Genomic DNA, 19,263 nt, shown 5'->3' on the forward strand with positions numbered 1-19,263 from the left:
CATCCGGCGAAAGTTGTGCGACCAGGGCCGTAAGGGACGCTAGTCCTGGGGAAAGTTCAGATACGCCTTCGACGGGGTCGGTCCGCGCTGACCCTGATATTTGGATCCCACCGACGCGCTGCCGTAGGGATTTTCTGCCGGACTCGACAGTTTGATCAGGCAGAGCTGACCGATTTTCATGCCCGGCCACAGGGTGATCGGGAGGTTCGCGACGTTCGAGAGCTCCAGCGTGATGTGACCGGTGAACCCGGGATCGATGAAGCCGGCGGTCGAGTGCGTCAGCAACCCGAGTCGGCCGAGCGACGACTTGCCCTCGAGCCGGCCCGCCAGGTCGTCGGGCAAGGTGCACACCTCGAGCGTGGACCCGAGGACGAACTCGCCGGGGTGCAACACGAACGGTTCGCCCTCGGTGCGCTCGACCAGCGTGGTCAGCTCGTCCTGCCGTTGCGCGGGATCGATGTGGGTGTACCGGGTGTTGTTGAAGACCCGGAACAGGCCATCGAGCCGGACGTCGATGCTGGACGGTTGGACCAGCACGGGGTCGAAGGGCTCGATGGCCAGACGGCCATCAGCGATCTGGGCGCGGATGTCGCGGTCTGAGAGCAGCACACGACGAGGTTAGCTGCTCTGCCATCAGCTCCACGTCGTGCCTGCGGGTTCCTGAATGGTGACGTTGATGCGGTTGAAGAAGTTGATGGTCGCGATCGCCAAGATGATGCCCGCGAGTTCCTTTTCGTCGAAGTGATCGGCGGCTTCGTCCCAGATGGCGTCGGGCACCGCAGCACCGCGGGAATCAGCCAGACGCGTTGCCGCTTCGGCCAGATTCAGCGCGGCACGTTCGGAGTCGGTGAAGAACGGCGATTCCCGCCACACCGCAACCGTGTCGATGCGGTCGTCGGATTCGCCTTCCTTCCGCAGGGTCGCCGAGTGTGCGTACACGCAGGCGGCGCAGCCGTTGATCTGGCTGGCGCGAAGCATGATGATCTCACGCAACGTAGTGGAAACCCCGCCCTGCTCGATGGCACCGAGCAGGTGTGGGACGGCGGCGTACGCCTGCGGGAGGATGGTGGCGGGGTTGGTCATACGTGCAGACATGGTGTGCTCCTCAGGTTGACCGGCGACGTCTTGTCACATCGTCGGTGTCGGGCGGTTCATAGCTCTGACACTCCGGAGAAGGGATATGTGACCGATGAACGACAACGAGTTTTTGGTCAGCGAGTTCGAGGCACATCGCGGGCATCTGCGAGCTGTCGCCTACCGGATGCTGGGGTCGCTGCCCGAAGCCGAGGACGCGGTGCAGGAGACCTGGCTGAAGGTGGCTGCGGCCTACACCGATGAGATCGCAAACATCGGTGGTTGGTTCACCACGGTGACCTCGAGGGTATGCCTGAACATGTTGCGGTCACGACGAACCCGGAACGAGGAACCGTTGGAGATAGTGCACGTCCCGGATCCGATCGTGGCCCCGCTCCACTCCGATGACGACCCCGAAAGTCAAGCGGTGCTGGCTGATTCCGTGAGCGTGGCGCTGCTCGTGGTCCTGGAGACGTTGACGCCGAGCGAGCGCCTGGCGTTCGTGCTGCATGATCTGTTCGCGATGCCCTTCGACGAGGTCGCTCCTATTGTCGGCAAGACGCCGGCAGCTGCGCGGAAGCTGGCGAGCAGAGCGCGGGTGAGGGTGCAGGGTGGCACGCCCCGGTCGACGCAGCCGGCGGAGCAGCGACGGGTGGTGGAGGCTTTCCTGGCCGCTGCTCAAGGTGGGGATCTCGAAGCCCTGTTGAGGGTCCTCGACCCCGACGTCGTCCTGCGCAACGACACGGCCCCCGGCAAGCAACCGCTGGAGTTGGTGGGCGCCCAGCAGGTGGGCCGCGGGGCGATCATCTACCGGCGCGCCAATGCGCGCAGTCAGATGGTGCGGGTGAACGGCGGCTTCGGTGTGTTGTCGTTCGACGGCGGCGCGGTGTCGGCGATCGCGGCTTTCACGGTCGCCGACGGACGCGTCGTCGCGATGAACATCATCTCCGATCCGGAAAGGCTTGCGCGAATCGACTTCTCAGACGTTGTCTAACCCGTCTGTCGACGTACCGCCGGTTTGGTGACAACCCTTTGACCGGCTCGGGTGTCGATCCAGTACTCCCGGTTGCCGCGCATCTCCACCCGGATGATGCCCCGGGTTTTGAGGTCGTGATGCTCCTTGCACAGGCATGCGAGGTTCGATTCGATGGTCCAGCCGCCGGCCATGGGGTTGTCGTGGTTGAACGGCACGATGTGGTCGATCTCGCAGTCCTTCGCCGGCTTCTTGCACCCAGAGAAACGGCACGTCCCGTCGAGTGCTCGGATGAGCCGGGCAAGCTTGCGCCCGGGCTTGTATTTCAACGCACCCCGCGGCGGCCTCTTCCACCCACCGTGACCATCCTTGGAATGCGGCGCTTTCACCGGCGGAGCCGGACCGACATCCTTCTCCCCGAGAACCAGCCGGTCGCCGTTGTCGACAGCGTTCATCAACGCAACCGTCAGCTCCTCCGCAGTGACAGGACGACCCTGGGCAGCATTGATCAACTCCACCAGCGCTGCGATCGCGTCCTCACCAATCGTCACCAACGCTCGCCACCGGGAACGGCCTGCCAGTGACCGCGACTGATCACAATCGAGAGATCCGTACCCCAGCAAGTACCCGGGATCCTTCGACAACCCGAGCAGGGTCGGGAGATCAAGCACCAACTCGGTCCAGGCACGCTTGGCAGTGCGCGAAGGTGCAGCAGCAGACGGGCGGGCCGCAGGCTCGGGCTCGGGTTCTACTTCTGGCTCGGGCTCGGGTTCGGCATCCTCGGTAGCTGCAGCGTTGGCGTTCGCGATCGCATCGAGCACCGCATCGACCTCACCCGCAGGGTCATCGAGCGCCATCTCCTCCAGCTGGGCTTTGGCCCGGATCGCCTCCTCGGCCGTGCACCCCGTGGTCAGGCTCGCCATCCCATCCGCTCGACGACGCACCGTCACCCGACGCATCGGATCAACCGCCCCGTCGTCGTCAGGGCGGTCCGGTTCGAACGGCATCAGATGGCGATCGAGTTCTTCAGCGAACGTGTTGTCACCCAACAACATCGCATCTTCAGCCAACACCCCATCGAGATCCATCAACGCATCCCGATAACCCCGCGAGGCACGGTGATACAACGCCTTGAGCTTCTCGATGGACACCTCACCGGCCGAGAACGCCTCAGCCAACTCCGGCAGATGATCCAACAACCGCCGGCACCGCAACAGATGATCAGCCTGACCAGTCGTGCACCGCCACGCCACCGCGATCTCACACGCCGCCGCCCGCGTCCCATGCTCATCCTCGTTCGAGGAGACATATCGGTAATAGGCGAGACCATCATCGAGACGCGCAGCCCACGCCTGATTCACCTCACGAGTCCCAGATTGCACCCGCGACAACAACTCCGACGCCTCAGCGTCCATCGTTGCGGTCCCCACCCAAGCCATGAATAGAACATACATTCGAGGTATGACAACCGCCCGCCGCCGAGCTCACCAGCCAGGACGGTGTCGACAAACGCTCTTCGCCGGCAGCCTGTTAATATCGCTCTCGCGGCCTTCGGGCCGCACGCCGATGTAGTTCAATGGCAGAACGGCAGCTTCCCAAGCTGCACACGCGGGTTCGATTCCCGTCATCGGCTCCACCATCACCGCAGGTAGAAACGATAGGGCGCATACATTCCGTTTCAGCGCGCCGTGTCGGGGCCGCGTCCGGACCGCATGACCGGTTACGCTCGACCAGCCCTGCATCCAGAGGGCCTCATACCGATGGAGGATTCCAACCGTGGAGGCGACCCAGTTCACCTCAGTCAACGAGCTAATCTCGTTGGTCCTAGCTGATCGGACGGCTGGAAAATCACTCTGGTTTCGTGGACACAGCAGTGATCAATACCGCCTAATACCCAAACTGATGCGGGACGGTCGGCGAACTGACAAAGAGATTTACCGTCGCGAATCGCGACTCCTCGCGAGGTTTCGTGAACGCAGTCTCCCTTTTTGGGCAGCCGGTTACCCCCAGGGCCCGTGGGAGCACTTGTTCTCGATGCAGCACCACGGCGTACCAACTCGCCTCCTCGACTGGTCAGAGAACCTTCTCGTCGCCGCATATTTCGCGAGCTTGGCCCCAACGCAGTCAGATGACGACGCGAGCGGGTCACATCTTGCCGAACCGACGGTCTGGACACTTGACCCAGTCGGCTGGAATCAGCAGGTTCCTCAGCTCCAAGAGACTGGCATAAACATCCTGACTATTGCCGACGAAATTGGCGAACGCTGGGCGCCCGTAACTTCCGAAAATCACCTTGGCTGGCGTGCGAAACACCCTGTGGCCATCTACGGAGTTCACAACAGCCCGCGAATCGTCGCACAACGCGGCACTTTCACAATGGCAGGCGAGCTGCAGGACGCAATGGAAGAAATCGCTTCGAGCGAGCCTAAGTGGTCCGGCCTTCTTAAGAAGTACACGTACACCAGCGACCATGCCACTCTTCGGTCCGAACTTAAGTTCATCGGTTTTACCGAATCGATGGTATTTCCCGACCTCTCCAGCCTTTCAGCCGAACTAACAGAACTCGAGGGTTGGTAAACGATGACAGAGCCCGCGAACCTTCCCGACCAAATCGAGACAAGAAGACGCGAGATCTCCTCTGATCGCCTCGCAATGTCGATCAGAGAGCTAACGTCCATGTTCGAAAATGGTGAGCTCGTAATTCGTCCCGAGTTTCAACGATTCTTCCGTTGGGATGACGAGCAAAAGTCCAAGTTGATCGAGAGCATTCTACTTGGAATACCTTTACCCTCCATCTTCGTAGCCACCACCGACGACGGCACTTGGGAGATTGTTGATGGTCTGCAGCGGATTAGCACATTACTTCAGCTCCAAGGCCTGCTTCCAAAGGACGATGGCTCTCTCATGGAGCCGCTTCGCCTGCTTGGCACAAAGTACCTACCCGATTTAGAAGGGCGGGTCTGGAGCGGATTCGAGGAATACTCGCGAGAAGACGGCGAACCAAGCCGCGAACTACCTCGAACGCAAGTCCTCGATATAAAGCAGTCGCGTATCGACGTCCAAATAATTAAGCGCGAATCTTCCACTGATGCAAAATATGATCTCTTCCAGCGATTGAACAGCTACGGCTCGATGCTCACGGCTCAAGAGCTGCGCAGCGCAATGCTGGTTGCTGTAGATCCAGATTTCTTGAAGTGGGCGGAGGCACTGGCCCACAATAAGGATTTTAGGGAAAGCGTTCAGCCCTCTGAACGATTCCTAAAGGAACAATACGACATCGAACTTGTTCTTCGATTTCTGGTACTACATGATAGGAAACCTCTGCGTCAAAATGATCTACGGAACTTCACGCAATTCCTTGATGATCAAGCTATCAAACTGGCAGCCGAGCCGATGTCTAAGCTGGCAAGATTGGAGGAGACTTTCGCGGAAGTCTTCAAGACGATCAACACGCGACTCGGCGAAGATGCATTCAGACGTTGGATCCCAGAAAAGAACGATTTCAGCGGTCAATTTCTGAACACGTCGTACGAATCAATCGCGATCGGCCTTGGCTTTCACGTCGCCAACCGGGAACCCTACCGGGATGATGTTGCAGCTGTCGTTAAAGAGTTCTGGCTGCGACCAGAGATGACTCGAAAGTTCGCGACGGGCGTAAGCACCGAGAAAAGGTTGTCACAGTTCATCCAGATCGGAAGAGACCTGTTCTCAATCAGAACCCCATAGGTGCGCGCTAAATTTGCCGACGCTGCACAATCCAGCCGTCGCGGTACCACTGCACTATGGTCGCGGTGAGCGTAACGACGGCGCGGGCCTCCTGGTTTGATGGTCTCCGCTTCGGGGTTGGGCCACCATGCCGGTCATGATTCGGCCAGATCAGGTCGAGCATGCCGACGAGCGGTGCTACATCGTGGTCCTGGTCTTTGCCGGGCAGCACCAGTCTCCATTGGTTGGGCTGATTGCGCAGCTGACCAACCACGTGGCCGAGGTTGGGCTTAGATTGGTTCGGAACCACCGCAGGGATGAGCATGTCCTCCAGCGCTTTAATCGCATGGTCCCAGGCGTCTGACGGGTCTCCGCTGCGGCCAAACGCATTTGACCAAGCCTCCCTCAGCTCAGTCGAAATCTCGTCGGCTTTCGAGACCGCCACATCGTAGGTGGTTTGCGCCTCGTCTCCAACCACCCGTACTAGCGAGAGACCGTCCTCGGCAGCTGTCCAAACCGATCCTCCTGCTGCGAGAACTTTGGACAGCATCTGTGCGTATACCTTGTTATTCCAAATCTGCAAGGCTCCATCGACTAAGTCGAGAAAATCGTCGTCGCTTCGTTCAGCATCGCTCAGTAACCCATTCATCAAACCTTGCGCACTCCAATTGGGCTCGACTCGACTTCGCAAGAAGACCGCCAGCTCGCGAAGCCTTCGTTCATCCATGCCATGGCCACTGCGGTAGCCCGAAAGGCCCTCAAACCAGTACCTCAGGCCATGTATCAGATGCTCAGGGACACCCTCAAACGGACCATCGGGTGCCGCCTTGCCTGTACGTTGCGACAATCGCTGTCCGGTCATACGGGCCAGCGTATGCCGTCCGTGTGACACGAAACGCGCCTATCGGCGTAGTCGGACGACGTTGTCAGCGGTCGGATGCTCGCCCATCGCCCCGAGTGCAGCCATGGCGTCGGTGTGGTCGTCCTCGAAGAGGTGGGCGTAGACCGAGAGCGTCGTTGTGACCTTCGCGTGCCCCATGAACCGCGCGATCTCCAATGGGGTGATCCCGGCGGCAACGCACAACGATGCATACGTGTGGCGCAGGCTGTGGAACCTTAGGTCTCGGGCCAGGGCGCAAGTTGGCGTGAACCGCAGAGCGCGTAGCACTGTTGGCCGGTACACCGCTTTGTAGAAGCGGCCGTGCCGCAACGGTTCCGTCCAGTCGAGCCGCAGCCGTTGCTCGGCCTCGTCCACCGCGAGCGCGGCGAATGCGTCCTCAGCCTTTGGCACGATGGGGCGTCCGGTCTCGTCGGTCGCCTTGATCCCGGTCGGCATGCAGCGATGAGGTTCATCGACGGGAACAGCGGTGCCGTGGGCTCTTCGCTGCGCGGATGGAGTGCGAGGTACCCCCGAAGCAGGTCCACAGTTGCAGGCGTCAACGGCACGCGCCGCGACTTCCCCGCGTCTTGGGTGTGTCGTAGCTGATCTCCCCGTCTATCACCATCACAGTGCGCTGGACATGCAACAGTCCCGGCTTCGTTTTGGCATTGGGGTTGATGGATCGCGGGGGCAGCTCGACGTCACCAACCTGCAGCCCGCCCAACTCCGCAGCCCGCACGCCTCGGCCAGGCCATACGCCCGGGGTCTGCAGCACCCGGGCGCGCACTGACGCTCAACCCATCAGAGCCTGACAGGTCTCGCAGCTAGCTCCCGTTCGCGTACAACGCGAGCAGCGGACCGAGAAACGCGAACACGACCGTGAGGGCGATTTCAGAAGACACAGGGGTTCCTTTCAGCAACGGTTTCACTGGATCGGCAGTCGGGAAGATCCTCCATCCGACAACCAGCGTTGACACTGTCACCCATCGGCCGATTTGTCAGCAAAACGAAGCATATTTGGTCCAGCTAATGCATCATTCGAAGTCACCATGCCTGTGCGGCAGCCGAACTCAGGTGTCGGCCGCTTGGCGCCCATCCGCCACGCTATCCTTCGACAAACGAAGGGACGCGCATTGAATCTCGAAGAATTCCGTCGCATCATCCAGAGCTCGGGGCCGGACGACTGGCACGTGATCAAACACCAGGGCCCGAGTTACCACAACTGGTTCGATGGTTCTCCGGGTGCGAACGGCTATCGCCTCGAGGTGAACAGCCACTACGCGACCGCGTCCTACAAACCCGACCTCAACATCACGATCGCCTGGGGAATGGGCCTGGATTTCGAGCACGAAGGCGACCAGAGCCACGCCCGGATCTTCGAGTGGTCGAAAACATTCAACGACAAGACGGTCAGACTCTGCTTTGCCGACTTCTTCTGGTGCGGCGCACTCGTCGACCGCTTCAACTACGTCGTGGCTGACGGCGGTCGCGCGGTCCTGCCGTGGGCGCTGGAGATCCGCGGCTTGGCGACGACTCAGCACGAACACGACACTGCAAAACTGATCCATCACCTGGGCGACCACGTCGAAGGCTTCGAGAAGTACTTCCAGCGCGTCGGGTTCACGGTCGAGGGCGGCTAGAGGGCGCCCCTTCCGTCATAGGTACTCCCGATAGAACGCCAGCTCCGACTCGCGTGCGTCGATGATGGTTTCGACCTTGCGGAAACCGTGGGACTCGCCCTTGTAGGCGATGTACCGGTGGGGAATCCCTTTCGCCACCAGCGCGTCACGAAAACGTTCCGCCTGGGCAGGCGGAACGATCGGGTCGTCGAGACCTTGTAGGAGCAGCACTGGGCAACTCAGTCCGTCCACGTTGTTCAAAGGGGCGCGGCTGCGATAGAGCTCGGCGGCCTCGGGGAGAGGACCGATGAGCCCGTCGATGTAACGGGATTCGAAATCGTGGGTTTCGGCCACGAACTTCTCTAGTTCGGCCACACCGTAATACGAGGCACCGCAGGCGAACACGTCGGAGGAGGTCAATGCGGCAAGGACGGTCCACCCGCCGGCGGATCCTCCCTCGATGGCGAGCCGGGCACGGTCGGCCAGGCCCAGGTCGGCGAGACCCTCCACGGCGGCGACGGTGTCCTCGACGTCGACGATCCCCCACTGCCCACGCAGGCGATTGCGGTATTCCCGGCCATACCCGCTCGATCCGCCGTAGTTGACGTCCACGACTCCGTAGCCGCGTGAGGTGAAGAACGCGTACACCGGATCGAGGCGAGGTGCCACGTGCGCGGTCGGGCCACCGTGGACGAACGCGATGTATGGAGGCAGCGCACCGTCCGGGCCGGTGTGGTCCGGGTTGCGAGGTGGATAGACGACGGCGTGCACCTCGCGTTTCGGTCCGTCGAACGTGATCTGCTGCGCTACAGGCAAATACTGCTCGGGCGGTACCTCATCAAGGGACAGCCGCACATCCGTGAGCTCACCGGACCCGAGATCGAGGATCCGGATGCCGCCCGGCGTCTGAGCGCCCGCGGTCCGCAGCAGGACGCGTGGCCCGTCGATGTCCAGCAACCCGATGCTCGTGTGATCACCGAGGTCGATGTCATCGAATTCGCCTGTATCAGTGTCCAGTCGGGCGAGAGTATCGGTTCCGCGCGTGCGAACGGTCAACCACGTCGCGTCGCCCGACTGCAGGTACCACCCAGCGCCCAGCTGCCACAACGGCGCTCCGATGTCGGCCGCCACGGCGCCGACCGACTGCGGCTCACCACCGTCGAGATCGAAGGTGTAGAGGTTCCACCAGCCGCTGCGGTCACTGGTCGCGAGAACCTGTCCCGGTCCCGTCCATTCGGGTTGTAGCACGGACTCGTCGGTGCCACCCGCGAGGACGATCCACTCACCGGCGACCCCGTCGGCGCCCAACGAAGCCACGCGTAATTCCGTTCCGTCCCAGGGCATCTGCGGATGGTTCCAGGCGATCCACGCCAGCCGGGTACCGTCCGGCGAGACTCGCGGATAGGCAAGAAAATCAGAGCCCGACACGACCGAACGGACAAAGGCATCGTCCAATCCAATCGCCACGATGTCCCGGACGATGGTTCCATCGTCGTCGTGACTCTCACGTACACACCAGACCTCGTCGTCGCGCACCGCCAAGTCCCCGTAGCGCACCTGCGAGTTGGTCTCGGGAGTCAACGCGGTGCGGTGCCCGTCCTCCACCACGTAGAGACGCTGATCGGAGTATTCGGCGTAGACGAGCCGCGCGTCCTCGGTGACCGCCCACGCCCCGCCGCCGTACTCGTGGACACGCGTGCGCGCGTCGAACGGTGCAGCCAAGATGTCGACGGGCTCGCCGTCGACCCCGGTTCGCCGAATCGCGGTACGACCGCGCTCGGTCGGTCGACCCTCCGCCCACCAGACATCAGACCCGACGAAACGGGCCCCGGACACGGGGTGCCCGCTCGCGGCGAGGTCGGCAGCGGCAATGGGCGAGGTCCACGATCCGTACGGCGCAACAGTCACGGCACGACAGTATCGAAGGTCGGGGCACCCACGACCGCAGGAATCGGCGATCGTGACATCGACCGTTGACTCGAACGCCTCGAGACCCTACTTTTGAACAATGTTCACAATGGGGCTCAGCTCGCGGAACCAGGCTTTCCCATGACCGGCCCCCGGGTGCTGGTCATCGGCGCGGGTATGTCCGGACTCGCGATGGGCGTCAAACTCAAGGCCGCCGGGTTCGACGATTTCACCATCCTCGAAAAGGGATCCGACGTCGGCGGGGTGTGGTTCTGGAACCGGTATCCGGGCCTCGCGTGCGATGTCCCATCGCTGCTCTACCGGTACTCGTTCCAGAACAAGACCGACTGGCCGAACATCTTCTCCTCACGCGACGACATCCTGGCCTATCACCGCGGCGTCGCCGACGATCACGACCTGTGGCCTCACATCCGGCTCGACTCCGAGGTCGTCGCCGCCCGGTTCGCCGAGAACGCCTGGCATGTCGAAACCGACGCCGGCGAAGAGTTCACAGCAGACTTCCTGGTTGCCGCGACGGGAGTTCTGCACCACCCGAACCGCCCCGACATCCCCGGTCTCGACGACTTCGCCGGCCCCGTTGTCCACACCGCACGATGGGATCGCGGCCTCGACACCACGGACAGGCGGGTCGCCATCATCGGCGGAGGCTCGACGGGCGTGCAGATCACCGGCGCACTGCAACCCACGGCGCGCACACTGACACTCTTCCAACGCAGTCCGCAATGGGTGCTCTGGGCACCGACCACCCTTCCCCAGCCGAACTTCGTGACCAGGTTGTTCCGGCGGAGACCCGCACTGGCTCAGGCATCGTTTCGGGCGTGGGTCCGCGCCAGCGCCCTGTTCACCGACCTGACCATCCATCCGGGCATCAAGCGGCGAGCGGTGCAGAGCTACGCCCGACTCTGCCTACGCCTGATCCGCGACCGCGACCTCCGCGAGCGACTGCGCCCCGACTACCAACCACTGTGTAAGCGACAGGTGCTGTCCGGAAACTACTTCCGAGCCATCCAGCGGCCGAACGTCGAGGTGGTCACCGACCGCATCGACCATGTCGACGCGACCGGCATCGTCACCGCCGGCGGCAACCATCACGACGTGGACATCGTCGTCCTCGCCACCGGATTCGCAGCCCACAATTACATGCGGCCCATGAATCTGACCGGACGCGATGGCATCACGATCGACGAGGCCTGGAAGAGCGGGCCGCACGCGTTCGCGATGACGAGTATCCCGGGCTTCCCCAACTTCTTCACCATCCTCGGCCCCAACAGCCCCGTCGGCAGCATTCACCTGCAAACCGCGGCCGAGCTGACCTGCGACCACATCATCCGGTGGATCTCGGCGTTCGCGAACGGGGAGATGACGACTGTCGAGGTGTCCGAGAATGCAACGCGGCGCTTCAACTCCGATGTGGTGGACGCCTTGCAGCCGACGGTCTGGAACACCGGCTGTGAGAGTTGGTATTTCAAAGACGATGGCACGGTCGACCTCTGGCCGTTCGATCTCGCCACGCTGAAACAATTCCTCGGACAGCCGCTGTCGTCCGATTACCTGATCACGCATCCCGAGCGAGGTGCCCTTGGCGACCAAGTGGGGTGACCGCGACGCACGGCGCCGCGACATCCTCACCGCGGGCGCCGCACTGCTCGCAGACAAGGGATATGCAGCACTGCAGATGCGGGATGTCGCGAAGGGCGCGGGCATCAGTCCCGGCACGATCTACACGTACTTCCCGACCAAAGAGGCCCTCTTCGCCGAGCTCTATGCGCAGCGTCTCATCCTCCTGCACAACGCGATCGAGCCCGAGTGCGTGTCCGCGGAGGATCCCGTCGCCCTGTTCGTCCTGGTGGCCACCGAGTACCTCGACGTGTACCGGACCTACGGCCGTGAGCTGAACATCTGGTCCTTGCTCGACCACACAGGGGCCACCGCATCGTCGGCCCACACGGAAGCGTTGACCTCGGCCGCCCACAAGGTATTGGCCGCGCTCCACGCCTCGCTCGATCGCATGTACTCGGCAAGACCCGAGATCGAAAGGGTAGACATCACAAGTGCTTTGACGCTGCTCTGGGCCACCATCACCGGCCTTTCCGATCAGTTCACCGGTGTACGGCAACACCTGCATACCCATGATTGGGACGCCGCCGCACAGTTCGCTGCGACCACGTTGACACAGGGCCTCGGCTTGCGCCCGTGATCAGTCCTGTTCGTCGGCAGCGAACGCGGTCACATCGATGACCAGATCGGCATGCTGTCGCCTCGCCCTGGTCCGCTGCGCATTGCTCTCGTCCGGACCTTCGGCCCAACGCCACGCGGCGGATTCAGACATTCCGAACCGGATGTGCCGCTGCACGAGTCGCTCGAGCCGAAGGTGATGCGGCGCTTCGATATACCAGACCTCATCGAGCAGAGACCGCAGACCGGACCACGGCTTGTCGGCGTCGAGTAGGTAATTGCCTTCGGTGATCACGACCGGCACGTCGGCGGGAACCGCGATCGAACCCGCGATCGCCTCCTCTACCCCGCGCACATAGTCGGGCGCATAGACCACAGGCTCGTCGCGACTGCGAAGCCGCCTCACCAACTGCAGATAACCGAACGCGTCGAAGGTGTCGATCGCCCCTTTTCGGCCGGCTCTGTCGAGATGTGCGAGTTGTTCATTCGACAGGTGAAAGCCGTCCATCGGGACCACCACTGCGCCGGCGCCCAGCACATCTGACACGGCAGCCGATACCGTGCTCTTCCCCGACCCCGGCTCACCGACGATCCCGATCAGCACGCGTTCACGTGTCTGGCGCAGCCGTTCGATCCGATCGATCAGCTCTGCAGGCCGTGTGATCACGTGTGCCCCTCTCATCCGAGTACTCACATCGAACATCAGATCGTTGCGGAAGCGAGACGCGCAAACCCCTCCACCTCTGGAACACTGAAGTACTTAACCCCATCAGTCACATCAGCAACAGGGGTAACACAGTTCAGCCGGATGAGGGGACCAATGCGCGCTTTGCGGGCAGCAACGATCGGAACAACCGTGCTCGCCCTGGCTGCGGCGGGCACCGTCGCATTGGCAGCACCTGCCGCAGCCGCACCCTGCGGGAACCCGGGAACCAGCGGTTCGAGCGGCATCCCAGGGTTGGGCACCGGGAGCAGCGGTGGACCCGGTGGTCAGAGCGGCCGTGGACCTCAGGGCGCGCTGCCTCGGTTCAACGGCGCCACCACCAAGACCATTTCGTGGGTGACCGGCCCCCGCAGCGAGAACGACACCCTGAACAGATTCGGGATCTCTGGCACCGACCTCGGCATCAGCTGGAAGAACGCGCAGGGTCAGACCCTGATGGCGTACGGCGACACCTTCGGAAATTGCAACGCACCTGGCCAGGAATGGCGCTTCAACGTGCTGCTGCGGTCGAGTGACAACGACCTGGCAAATGGCATCACGGTCCCGAATGCCCAGCCCGGGAACGTCACGTCCGGATCGGTCGTCTCGGCCGACCGGCCGAACTTCGCCCGGCAATTGATCGAAGCCGTCGGGGTCGATTACGTCGAGGTCACCAAGATCCCGACCGCCGCGATCTCGATCGGGAACAAGCAGTACATCAACTTCATGTCTGTCCGTAAGTGGGGCGACGCGGGACGCTGGGATACCAACTATTCCGCGATCGCCGAGTCGGGAGACAACGGCCAGACGTGGGAGACCAAGCTCGACACGATCCGCGTCAACGCACCCGTCACCGTTCCGACGATTCGGCAGGTGCAAGCCGACAACGACAAGTTCCAGATGAATGCCTACGCGAAGGGCAAGCCCGGCGACGAGTACATCTACCAGTACGGAACCCCGAACGGCAGGTTCGGCAGCGCATACCTCGCCCGGGTGAAGCCGGCCGACTTCTTGAATCTCGCCGCGTACGAGTACTTCACCAATGATGCGACGGATCCCTGGAAGCAGGAGCTCGGTAACCTGAAAACCGTTCTCGCTGCACCGGTCAGCGAGATGTCGGCCTCGTGGAACGAGTACCTGCAGAAGTACATCGTGCTGTACGGCACCAGCGATCTGGGCGGCGGCACGGTGATCCGGACTGCGGACAAGCCCGAGGGCCCGTTCGGTCCGCCTACGACCCTGTACAACTCGCTGCAGCTGCCAGGGGTCTATGCACCCTTCATCCATCCGTCGTCGTCGGGCAAGGACCTCTACTTCACCGCATCGAGTTGGGGCAGCTACAACGTGATGTTGCTGCGCACCGACCTCACCAAGGTTCGGACCAGCTAGCGCCCCTGCGCCAGCACCGGTAGCGAGTCGTCGCGCCGCAGCGAGAAAAAGTACGGCGCCGCGCCGCGCAGATCCATCAAACCGATCACGGTGTCGTCGTCGATCTTGCGGAACACGTCATTGATCGGATGCGCGTCATAAACCATTGTCGCCGACCCCACGCCGCCGTACTCGGTGGTCCGCAAGCGGGCCTTGGGCTTCTTGGTGCCCATCACCGGTCTCGAGGCGGCAACCAGACCGGCCAGCGAACGGCCCTCGAGCGACGGCAACGGCGCTTTCATCAACAGTCCGAACGGCAGCCGGCGCGGATCGAGCGCCCACAACGCGCGACCGTCGGCAGTCGGGAACAGCAACGGATGCACCGTCTCGGAGTCGATGAACGCCTTTCCCCACCAGCCACTCGCGCCGAGCATCCCGTCCATCCGGTGGCCGGTCCGCAACTCTGCGCCCTTCCAGGTCCCGATCATGAAATCGGGTTCCACGGCGGGAGCACTGTCGAACACGTCTTGCGCCTGCGCGGCGGTGGTCTGCTGCTCGGCGATGATTCTCTCGGCTGTCGACATGGACGCCAATCTAGATCACCAGGCCTAGGATGACGAGGTGGCACGGTCACGGCGGGCCAGACCCGCGGACATCGAAGACATCGCACTGAGCCTGCCGGGCGCAGAGCTGGTGCCCGGCGAATACCCGCAATTCCAGGTCCGCAAGAAGACCTTCACCTGCCATCGCTCCCCGCGCCCCGACGCCGTCGACCCCGCCACCGGAGAACGCCTGACCGACGTGCTGCTGTTCTGGGTCCCCGACGAGGAGGACAAGGTTGCACTCGTCTCCGGCGACGGGCCGTTCTTCACCACGCCCCACTTCAACGGTTACAACGCGGTTCTGCTGCGGCTCGTCCATCTCGGCCAACTGACGCGGGACGAACTCGAAGAAGTCATCGTCGACGCCTGGCACTGCCGGGCACCGGCCACGCTGCGACGCGAGTGGGAGCAGCAGAGTCCCAGGTAGGGTGGAAGAGGTCCGATTTCACCGGGGGTGAGAATCGAAAGGTGCCATCGTGGAGCTGTTGCTGATCTTCGCCGTGATCGCTGTTGTCGTCGGGATCGTCGTCCTGGCCCGGGGTCAGGGCACAAGCCGGCGCCGTAGCGAGGAGTCGATCCTGGCAGACGCGAAAGCTGATGCCCGCCAATCGATCGAACGGCTCGGCGGACAGGTCTACGCCCTGATCGGCTCCAACGAACCTGCCAAGTCCGCCCTGTCCGACGCCTCCGAGAGGTTCAACGCCGCCGGTTCGCAGATCGAGCAGGCATCCACGCCCAAGCAGGCGCAGCTGGCCAAACAGACTGCACTGGAAGGTCTTTACTACATCCGCGCAGCCCGACTCGCGATGGACATGGATCCGGGTCCCGAGATCGCCACACTCGACGGACAGAAATCCTCCGGTGAGGTCACCGAAAGCCGCGACATCGAGTTCGAAGGCCGCCAGGTCTCCGCGTCACCGAACCCGTCCGACAAGACCCCGAACTATTACCCCGGTGGCCGCGTCGCAGGACGCCCGGTCCCGGCCGGCTGGTACTCCGAACCCTGGTGGAAGCCGGCGCTGGTGGCCGGCGCCTGGGGCGTCGGCTCGGTCTTCCTGTTCAGCGCGATGTTCGGCGGAATGGCGGGCGTCGGTTACGACAGCACGGCCTTCGAGAGCGGCTACGGCGACGGTTACCAGGACGGTCTGGACGCAGGCGGCGACCAAGGTGGCGATGTCGGCGGCGACCAGGGTGGGGACTTCGGTGGCGATTCCGGCAGTGGCGATTCCGGCGGTGGCGATTTCGGCGGCGGGGACTTCGGCGGCGGCGGAGACTTTGGTGGCGGGGACTTCGGCGGATTCTGACCCACTGACCGAAGATCGACCTCGATCACCCGAAGATGGAGGTCAAGGCGGGCGCCACGTCGTGGTGATCCCGGATCACCCGGCACCGTCCGCGGCCGATCACCCCCAGGTCACGGCCGAGATCCAGATCGTTCTCGCCCGAGGTGTCGAGCAGTACATCGAGTCGCGGCAACCGCGCCGCGACACCACGGGGATCCGGCCCGGCGTTGTGTACGCAGTCACTGAGCAGCAGCACCCTCGCATCGGCGGGTGGCACGCCGGCCAGTTCACGCGCCGCGACCTCGAGCGCGAACGCGACGTTGGTCAGACCCTGCGTCGGCAGGGTCAGCAGCTGATCGAGCACGGTCTCCGGACCCACCCGCTCCCCCAGCCGGACCAGAAGCGCGGCGTCTGACCAAAAGGCCACCACTGCAACGTCATCGCGCGCCAATTCCCCGACCATCGCGCCGACCGTCGCCGCCGCGGTCCGTACCTGCTCACCTTTGGTCGAGCCGGAGATGTCGACGACGAGAACGATGGACCGCCGGTTGCGGACCCGCTCCCGAACGAGGATGTCGTCGTCGGTCGGCAGCGGGTTACCGGCAATCGCTTCCAGGGTCGCGTCGAGATCGAGTTCGTCGGTCCCACCGCGCCAGCGCATGGTCGTGAGGGTGCCCGCGCTGGCGCGCCGCGCACGACGCTGCCGCATCGGCTGCGCGAGTGCGAGTCGGCGCGCGATCTGCCTCGCACGCCGGCGCCCGGCCTCGTCGATGACCAGGGTCCCGCCGGTCGCCGAAAGCTCACCTTCGTCGTTCGTTTCCCCCGGTGCCGACGACCCGGGGAGCTGCATCGGTCTGCCCGATGGGCCTCCTTTGGGAATCAGCGTGAACCCACCACGACCACCGGATGCAGGCTTCAGCAGCTCAGGTTCTTCATCGAGTTGCTTCGGTTTTCGCCGCAACGGCTTCATGTGGGCGCGATCGTGTCCAGCGCCCTTCCTACCCGGACGCGACAGCGGACTGTCCGCCGGAACTGCTCTTCAACCGGGTTCGGCAGCGGCGGGCAACAGAATGAAATGGTCTTGCCAGATCTGGTGCAATACTGCTTCGGGTGTCTCGAAAGCCGTGTCGTCGAGATGGATTCGGCCGGACAGGGCCACCATCATGGCGTCGAGCACCACAATCGTGTAGTCCTCGGGCAGGCCGCGCGGCGGCTCCACAGAATCGGCGGCAGGCAACTCCACGCCTCGCATCTGAGCGAGCTGCGCCACCATCAGCGCGACGTCGATCGCACCCCGGACACTACTTCCCTGACGGATGTCGTCGCGCTCCCGCGTCGCCCTGGTCACCGCGACGGCATCGGCCACGACGCGGGCCGACCCGACTCCGGTTCGGCGGACGACGATCTCACGTTCGGCCGCCGCATCCTGGTAGGTGATGGCGAGTCGGCACATTCGGTCATGCACGGACGTCGACAACCTCGTGGTGCCGATGTTGTCGTACGGGTTCATCGACGCCACGATGCGGAACGTCGGGAGCGCGGTGACGCTACCCACTCGCGGGACGGTGATCACCCGCTCTGCCATCGCCGTGAGGAGTGTGTTCAAGGTATCCTCCGGTGCCCGGTTGAACTCCTCGATGTACAGAAAGCCGCCGGTGCGCATCGCCTCGATCAACGGCCCCTCGACGAAGTTGTCCGCCGTGTAATCCTCCCGGAGTACTCGGGCCGGATTGTGATGGCCGACAAGGCGGCTCGGTGTCAGATCCGCGTTGCCCTCGACGAACACCAGTGGGATGTCCCATTCGGACGTGATGGCGCCCAGCAGCGTCGACTTGGACGTACCCGGCGGACCCTCGAGCATCAGGTCACGGCCGGCGGCCACCGCGGCGAGCAGGAGGTCGGTCTCCCGCTCACGGCCGACCACCTTGTGCGCGATTCGCGACCGCACCTCCGACACTGACGCCGTTTCGACCACCGAGCCGTTGTTCTGCACGCCTCAGAGTCTTCCACCTGCGTCGACAACATGGGTGGTCCCGGTCACGTATCGACCGGAATCGGAGACCAGATAGAGGACCGCTTCCGAGATGTCCACGGGCTCGACCATCGTCACCGGAAGCCGGTTCATCTGGGCCGCGGCCTCGTCGAAGTCCGCACGGGTCGGATTCTCCAGGTCAGGCCGGAACAGTTTGTACGTCGGCTCGTTCAGGATCATCGGGGTGGCGACCGTGGTCGGATGGATACTGTTGACCCGGATGCTCTGCGGTCCCAGTTCTTTCGCCAGCACGCTCATGAGCCCGACCAGTCCGGACTTTGCCGCCGAGTAGTGGGCGATGTTCTCGTTGACGCTGATCGAAGCCAGCGAACTGGTGATGACGATGGAACCACCACGGCCGCCCGCAACGATGTGAGGCGCTGCCGCGCGGATCGACTTCCACACCCCCGTGAGGTTGATGTCGATCATCGTCTGCCACATCTCTTCATCCATCTCGAGCGCGGGCGCCATGCTGTTGATCCCGGCGTTCGCGATCACGATGTCGAGACGACCGAGCGCCGCCACCCCGTCATCGGCGGCCTTCTGCAGGCCCGCGAGGTCGCGAACGTCGGTCTCGGTCGCAACAATCCGGCGATCCAGGGCCTCGACTTCTTTGACCGTCTGCTCCAGATCCGCGGCGGTGGCGGTGTCGTAGGGGACGGTGGCGACCTGCTTCGCGGTGTCGACCGCGATGATGTCCGCCCCTTCCTGTGCGAGGCGGATCGCGTGACTGCGCCCCTGGCCTCGTGCAGCGCCGGTGATGAAGGCGACCTTGCCCTCGAGTTTGCCCATGTCGACCACTTCCTCTCCTTGTGACCCAGCTCTCACTTCGAGGTTATGTCACCTAGTGCCAGAACGCTAGGGGGCGATTTCCGACGACACTGCACAACGGAGGACGGAGGTGAGACGATAGCGAGATG

Annotated in this window: 20 protein-coding genes and 1 tRNA gene; 10 read left to right on the top strand and 11 right to left on the bottom strand. The window is 63.2% G+C overall.

All coding sequences use genetic code 11. The features are described from left to right. Positions 1 to 39: 39 nt before the first annotated feature. Positions 40 to 609 carry a dCTP deaminase gene (dcd, locus tag BFL43_RS14575; protein WP_084834277.1) on the bottom strand — a complete coding sequence of 190 codons (570 nt, stop codon included), beginning with the start codon at positions 607 to 609 and terminating at the stop codon, positions 40 to 42. 24 nt (positions 610 to 633) lie between these two features. Beyond that, positions 634 to 1,095 (bottom strand): carboxymuconolactone decarboxylase family protein, encoded by a 462-nt coding sequence (locus tag BFL43_RS14580; RefSeq protein WP_084893238.1) that lies wholly within the window; start codon positions 1,093 to 1,095, stop codon positions 634 to 636. Between the two features lie 94 nt (positions 1,096 to 1,189). On the opposite strand from BFL43_RS14580, the gene BFL43_RS14585 reads away from it, so the two are divergent. Then, the gene (locus BFL43_RS14585; RefSeq protein ID WP_084893239.1) at positions 1,190 to 2,068 is read left to right on the top strand and encodes a sigma-70 family RNA polymerase sigma factor; all 879 of its coding nucleotides are present in this window, start codon (positions 1,190 to 1,192) and stop codon (positions 2,066 to 2,068) included. Here BFL43_RS14585 and BFL43_RS14590 read toward each other — a convergent pair. Continuing rightward, a complete protein-coding gene (locus tag BFL43_RS14590; protein WP_168176643.1) occupies positions 2,065 to 3,486 on the bottom strand; it encodes an HNH endonuclease signature motif containing protein in 1,422 nt (473 codons plus the stop codon). The two genes, BFL43_RS14585 and BFL43_RS14590, sit on opposite strands and share 4 nt — an antisense overlap. A gap of 123 nt (positions 3,487 to 3,609) precedes the next feature. On the opposite strand from BFL43_RS14590, the gene BFL43_RS14595 reads away from it, so the two are divergent. The 3 genes from BFL43_RS14595 (at position 3,610) to BFL43_RS14605 (ending at position 5,773) form a co-directional block, all read left to right on the top strand. Beyond that, positions 3,610 to 3,683: transfer RNA gene (locus tag BFL43_RS14595), tRNA-Gly, on the top strand. A 140-nt stretch (positions 3,684 to 3,823) separates the two neighbouring features. After that, the gene (locus BFL43_RS14600) at positions 3,824 to 4,624 is read left to right on the top strand and encodes an FRG domain-containing protein (protein WP_168176644.1); all 801 of its coding nucleotides are present in this window, start codon (positions 3,824 to 3,826) and stop codon (positions 4,622 to 4,624) included. A 3-nt stretch (positions 4,625 to 4,627) separates the two neighbouring features. After that, positions 4,628 to 5,773, top strand: a complete 1,146-nt coding sequence (locus BFL43_RS14605; protein WP_084893242.1) for a DUF262 domain-containing protein — start codon at positions 4,628 to 4,630, stop codon at positions 5,771 to 5,773. 7 nt (positions 5,774 to 5,780) lie between these two features. Here the strand turns inward: BFL43_RS14605 and BFL43_RS14610 are convergent, their stop codons facing one another. Next, on the bottom strand, positions 5,781 to 6,614 hold the full coding sequence (locus BFL43_RS14610; RefSeq protein WP_143695321.1) for a hypothetical protein: 834 nt from the start codon (positions 6,612 to 6,614) through the stop codon (positions 5,781 to 5,783). Positions 6,615 to 6,653: 39 nt separating this feature from the next. Then, entirely contained in the window at positions 6,654 to 7,088 is a 435-nt protein-coding gene (locus BFL43_RS29480) for a tyrosine-type recombinase/integrase (protein WP_240498260.1), read from the bottom strand. Positions 7,089 to 7,765: 677 nt separating this feature from the next. Between BFL43_RS29480 and BFL43_RS14620 the strand changes: the two genes are divergently transcribed. Next, on the top strand, positions 7,766 to 8,272 hold the full coding sequence (locus tag BFL43_RS14620) for a hypothetical protein (RefSeq protein ID WP_084893244.1): 507 nt from the start codon (positions 7,766 to 7,768) through the stop codon (positions 8,270 to 8,272). A 15-nt stretch (positions 8,273 to 8,287) separates the two neighbouring features. Here BFL43_RS14620 and BFL43_RS14625 read toward each other — a convergent pair whose 3' ends face one another. Then, positions 8,288 to 10,159, bottom strand: a complete 1,872-nt coding sequence (locus BFL43_RS14625) for a prolyl oligopeptidase family serine peptidase (protein WP_084893245.1) — start codon at positions 10,157 to 10,159, stop codon at positions 8,288 to 8,290. A gap of 141 nt (positions 10,160 to 10,300) precedes the next feature. Here BFL43_RS14625 and BFL43_RS14630 point away from each other — a divergent pair, with 141 nt between their 5' ends. Both BFL43_RS14630 and BFL43_RS14635 read left to right on the top strand, forming a co-directional pair. Next, positions 10,301 to 11,779 carry an NAD(P)/FAD-dependent oxidoreductase gene (locus tag BFL43_RS14630; protein ID WP_084893246.1) on the top strand — a complete coding sequence of 493 codons (1,479 nt, stop codon included), beginning with the start codon at positions 10,301 to 10,303 and terminating at the stop codon, positions 11,777 to 11,779. Further along, the gene (locus tag BFL43_RS14635; protein WP_168176645.1) at positions 11,760 to 12,377 is read left to right on the top strand and encodes a TetR/AcrR family transcriptional regulator; all 618 of its coding nucleotides are present in this window, start codon (positions 11,760 to 11,762) and stop codon (positions 12,375 to 12,377) included. The genes BFL43_RS14630 and BFL43_RS14635 overlap by 20 nt, the downstream gene beginning before the upstream one ends. Here BFL43_RS14635 and BFL43_RS14640 read toward each other — a convergent pair whose 3' ends face one another. Beyond that, positions 12,378 to 13,022 (bottom strand): nucleoside/nucleotide kinase family protein, encoded by a 645-nt coding sequence (locus BFL43_RS14640; protein WP_240498261.1) that lies wholly within the window; start codon positions 13,020 to 13,022, stop codon positions 12,378 to 12,380. A gap of 153 nt (positions 13,023 to 13,175) precedes the next feature. Between BFL43_RS14640 and BFL43_RS14645 the strand changes: the two genes are divergently transcribed. Then, positions 13,176 to 14,447, top strand: a complete 1,272-nt coding sequence (locus BFL43_RS14645) for a DUF4185 domain-containing protein (protein ID WP_084893249.1) — start codon at positions 13,176 to 13,178, stop codon at positions 14,445 to 14,447. Here the strand turns inward: BFL43_RS14645 and BFL43_RS14650 are convergent. Next, positions 14,444 to 15,010, bottom strand: coding sequence for a DUF4334 domain-containing protein (locus BFL43_RS14650; protein WP_084893250.1), 567 nt, complete (start codon positions 15,008 to 15,010; stop codon positions 14,444 to 14,446). The two genes, BFL43_RS14645 and BFL43_RS14650, sit on opposite strands and share 4 nt — an antisense overlap. A 37-nt stretch (positions 15,011 to 15,047) precedes the next feature. Here BFL43_RS14650 and BFL43_RS14655 point away from each other — a divergent pair, with 37 nt between their 5' ends. Together BFL43_RS14655 and BFL43_RS14660 are read left to right on the top strand one after the other, a co-directional pair. After that, on the top strand, positions 15,048 to 15,455 hold the full coding sequence (locus BFL43_RS14655; protein WP_084893251.1) for an MmcQ/YjbR family DNA-binding protein: 408 nt from the start codon (positions 15,048 to 15,050) through the stop codon (positions 15,453 to 15,455). A 49-nt stretch (positions 15,456 to 15,504) separates the two neighbouring features. Continuing rightward, entirely contained in the window at positions 15,505 to 16,332 is an 828-nt protein-coding gene (locus tag BFL43_RS14660) for a hypothetical protein (protein WP_084893252.1), read from the top strand. 25 nt (positions 16,333 to 16,357) lie between these two features. On the opposite strand, the gene BFL43_RS14665 is transcribed toward BFL43_RS14660, so the two are convergent. From BFL43_RS14665 to BFL43_RS14675, 3 genes are all read right to left on the bottom strand, one after another. Further along, a complete protein-coding gene (locus tag BFL43_RS14665) occupies positions 16,358 to 17,281 on the bottom strand; it encodes a VWA domain-containing protein (protein WP_084893253.1) in 924 nt (307 codons plus the stop codon). A gap of 69 nt (positions 17,282 to 17,350) precedes the next feature. Then, positions 17,351 to 18,304 (bottom strand): MoxR family ATPase, encoded by a 954-nt coding sequence (locus BFL43_RS14670; protein WP_240498262.1) that lies wholly within the window; start codon positions 18,302 to 18,304, stop codon positions 17,351 to 17,353. Between the two features lie 3 nt (positions 18,305 to 18,307). After that, complete coding sequence (locus BFL43_RS14675) at positions 18,308 to 19,135, bottom strand: mycofactocin-coupled SDR family oxidoreductase (protein WP_084893283.1); 828 nt, start codon at positions 19,133 to 19,135, stop codon at positions 18,308 to 18,310. Positions 19,136 to 19,263: the final 128 nt, after the last annotated feature.

It is taken from the genome of Williamsia sp. 1135 (assembly GCF_002095395.1).
GTDB lineage: Bacteria > Actinomycetota > Actinomycetes > Mycobacteriales > Mycobacteriaceae > Williamsia.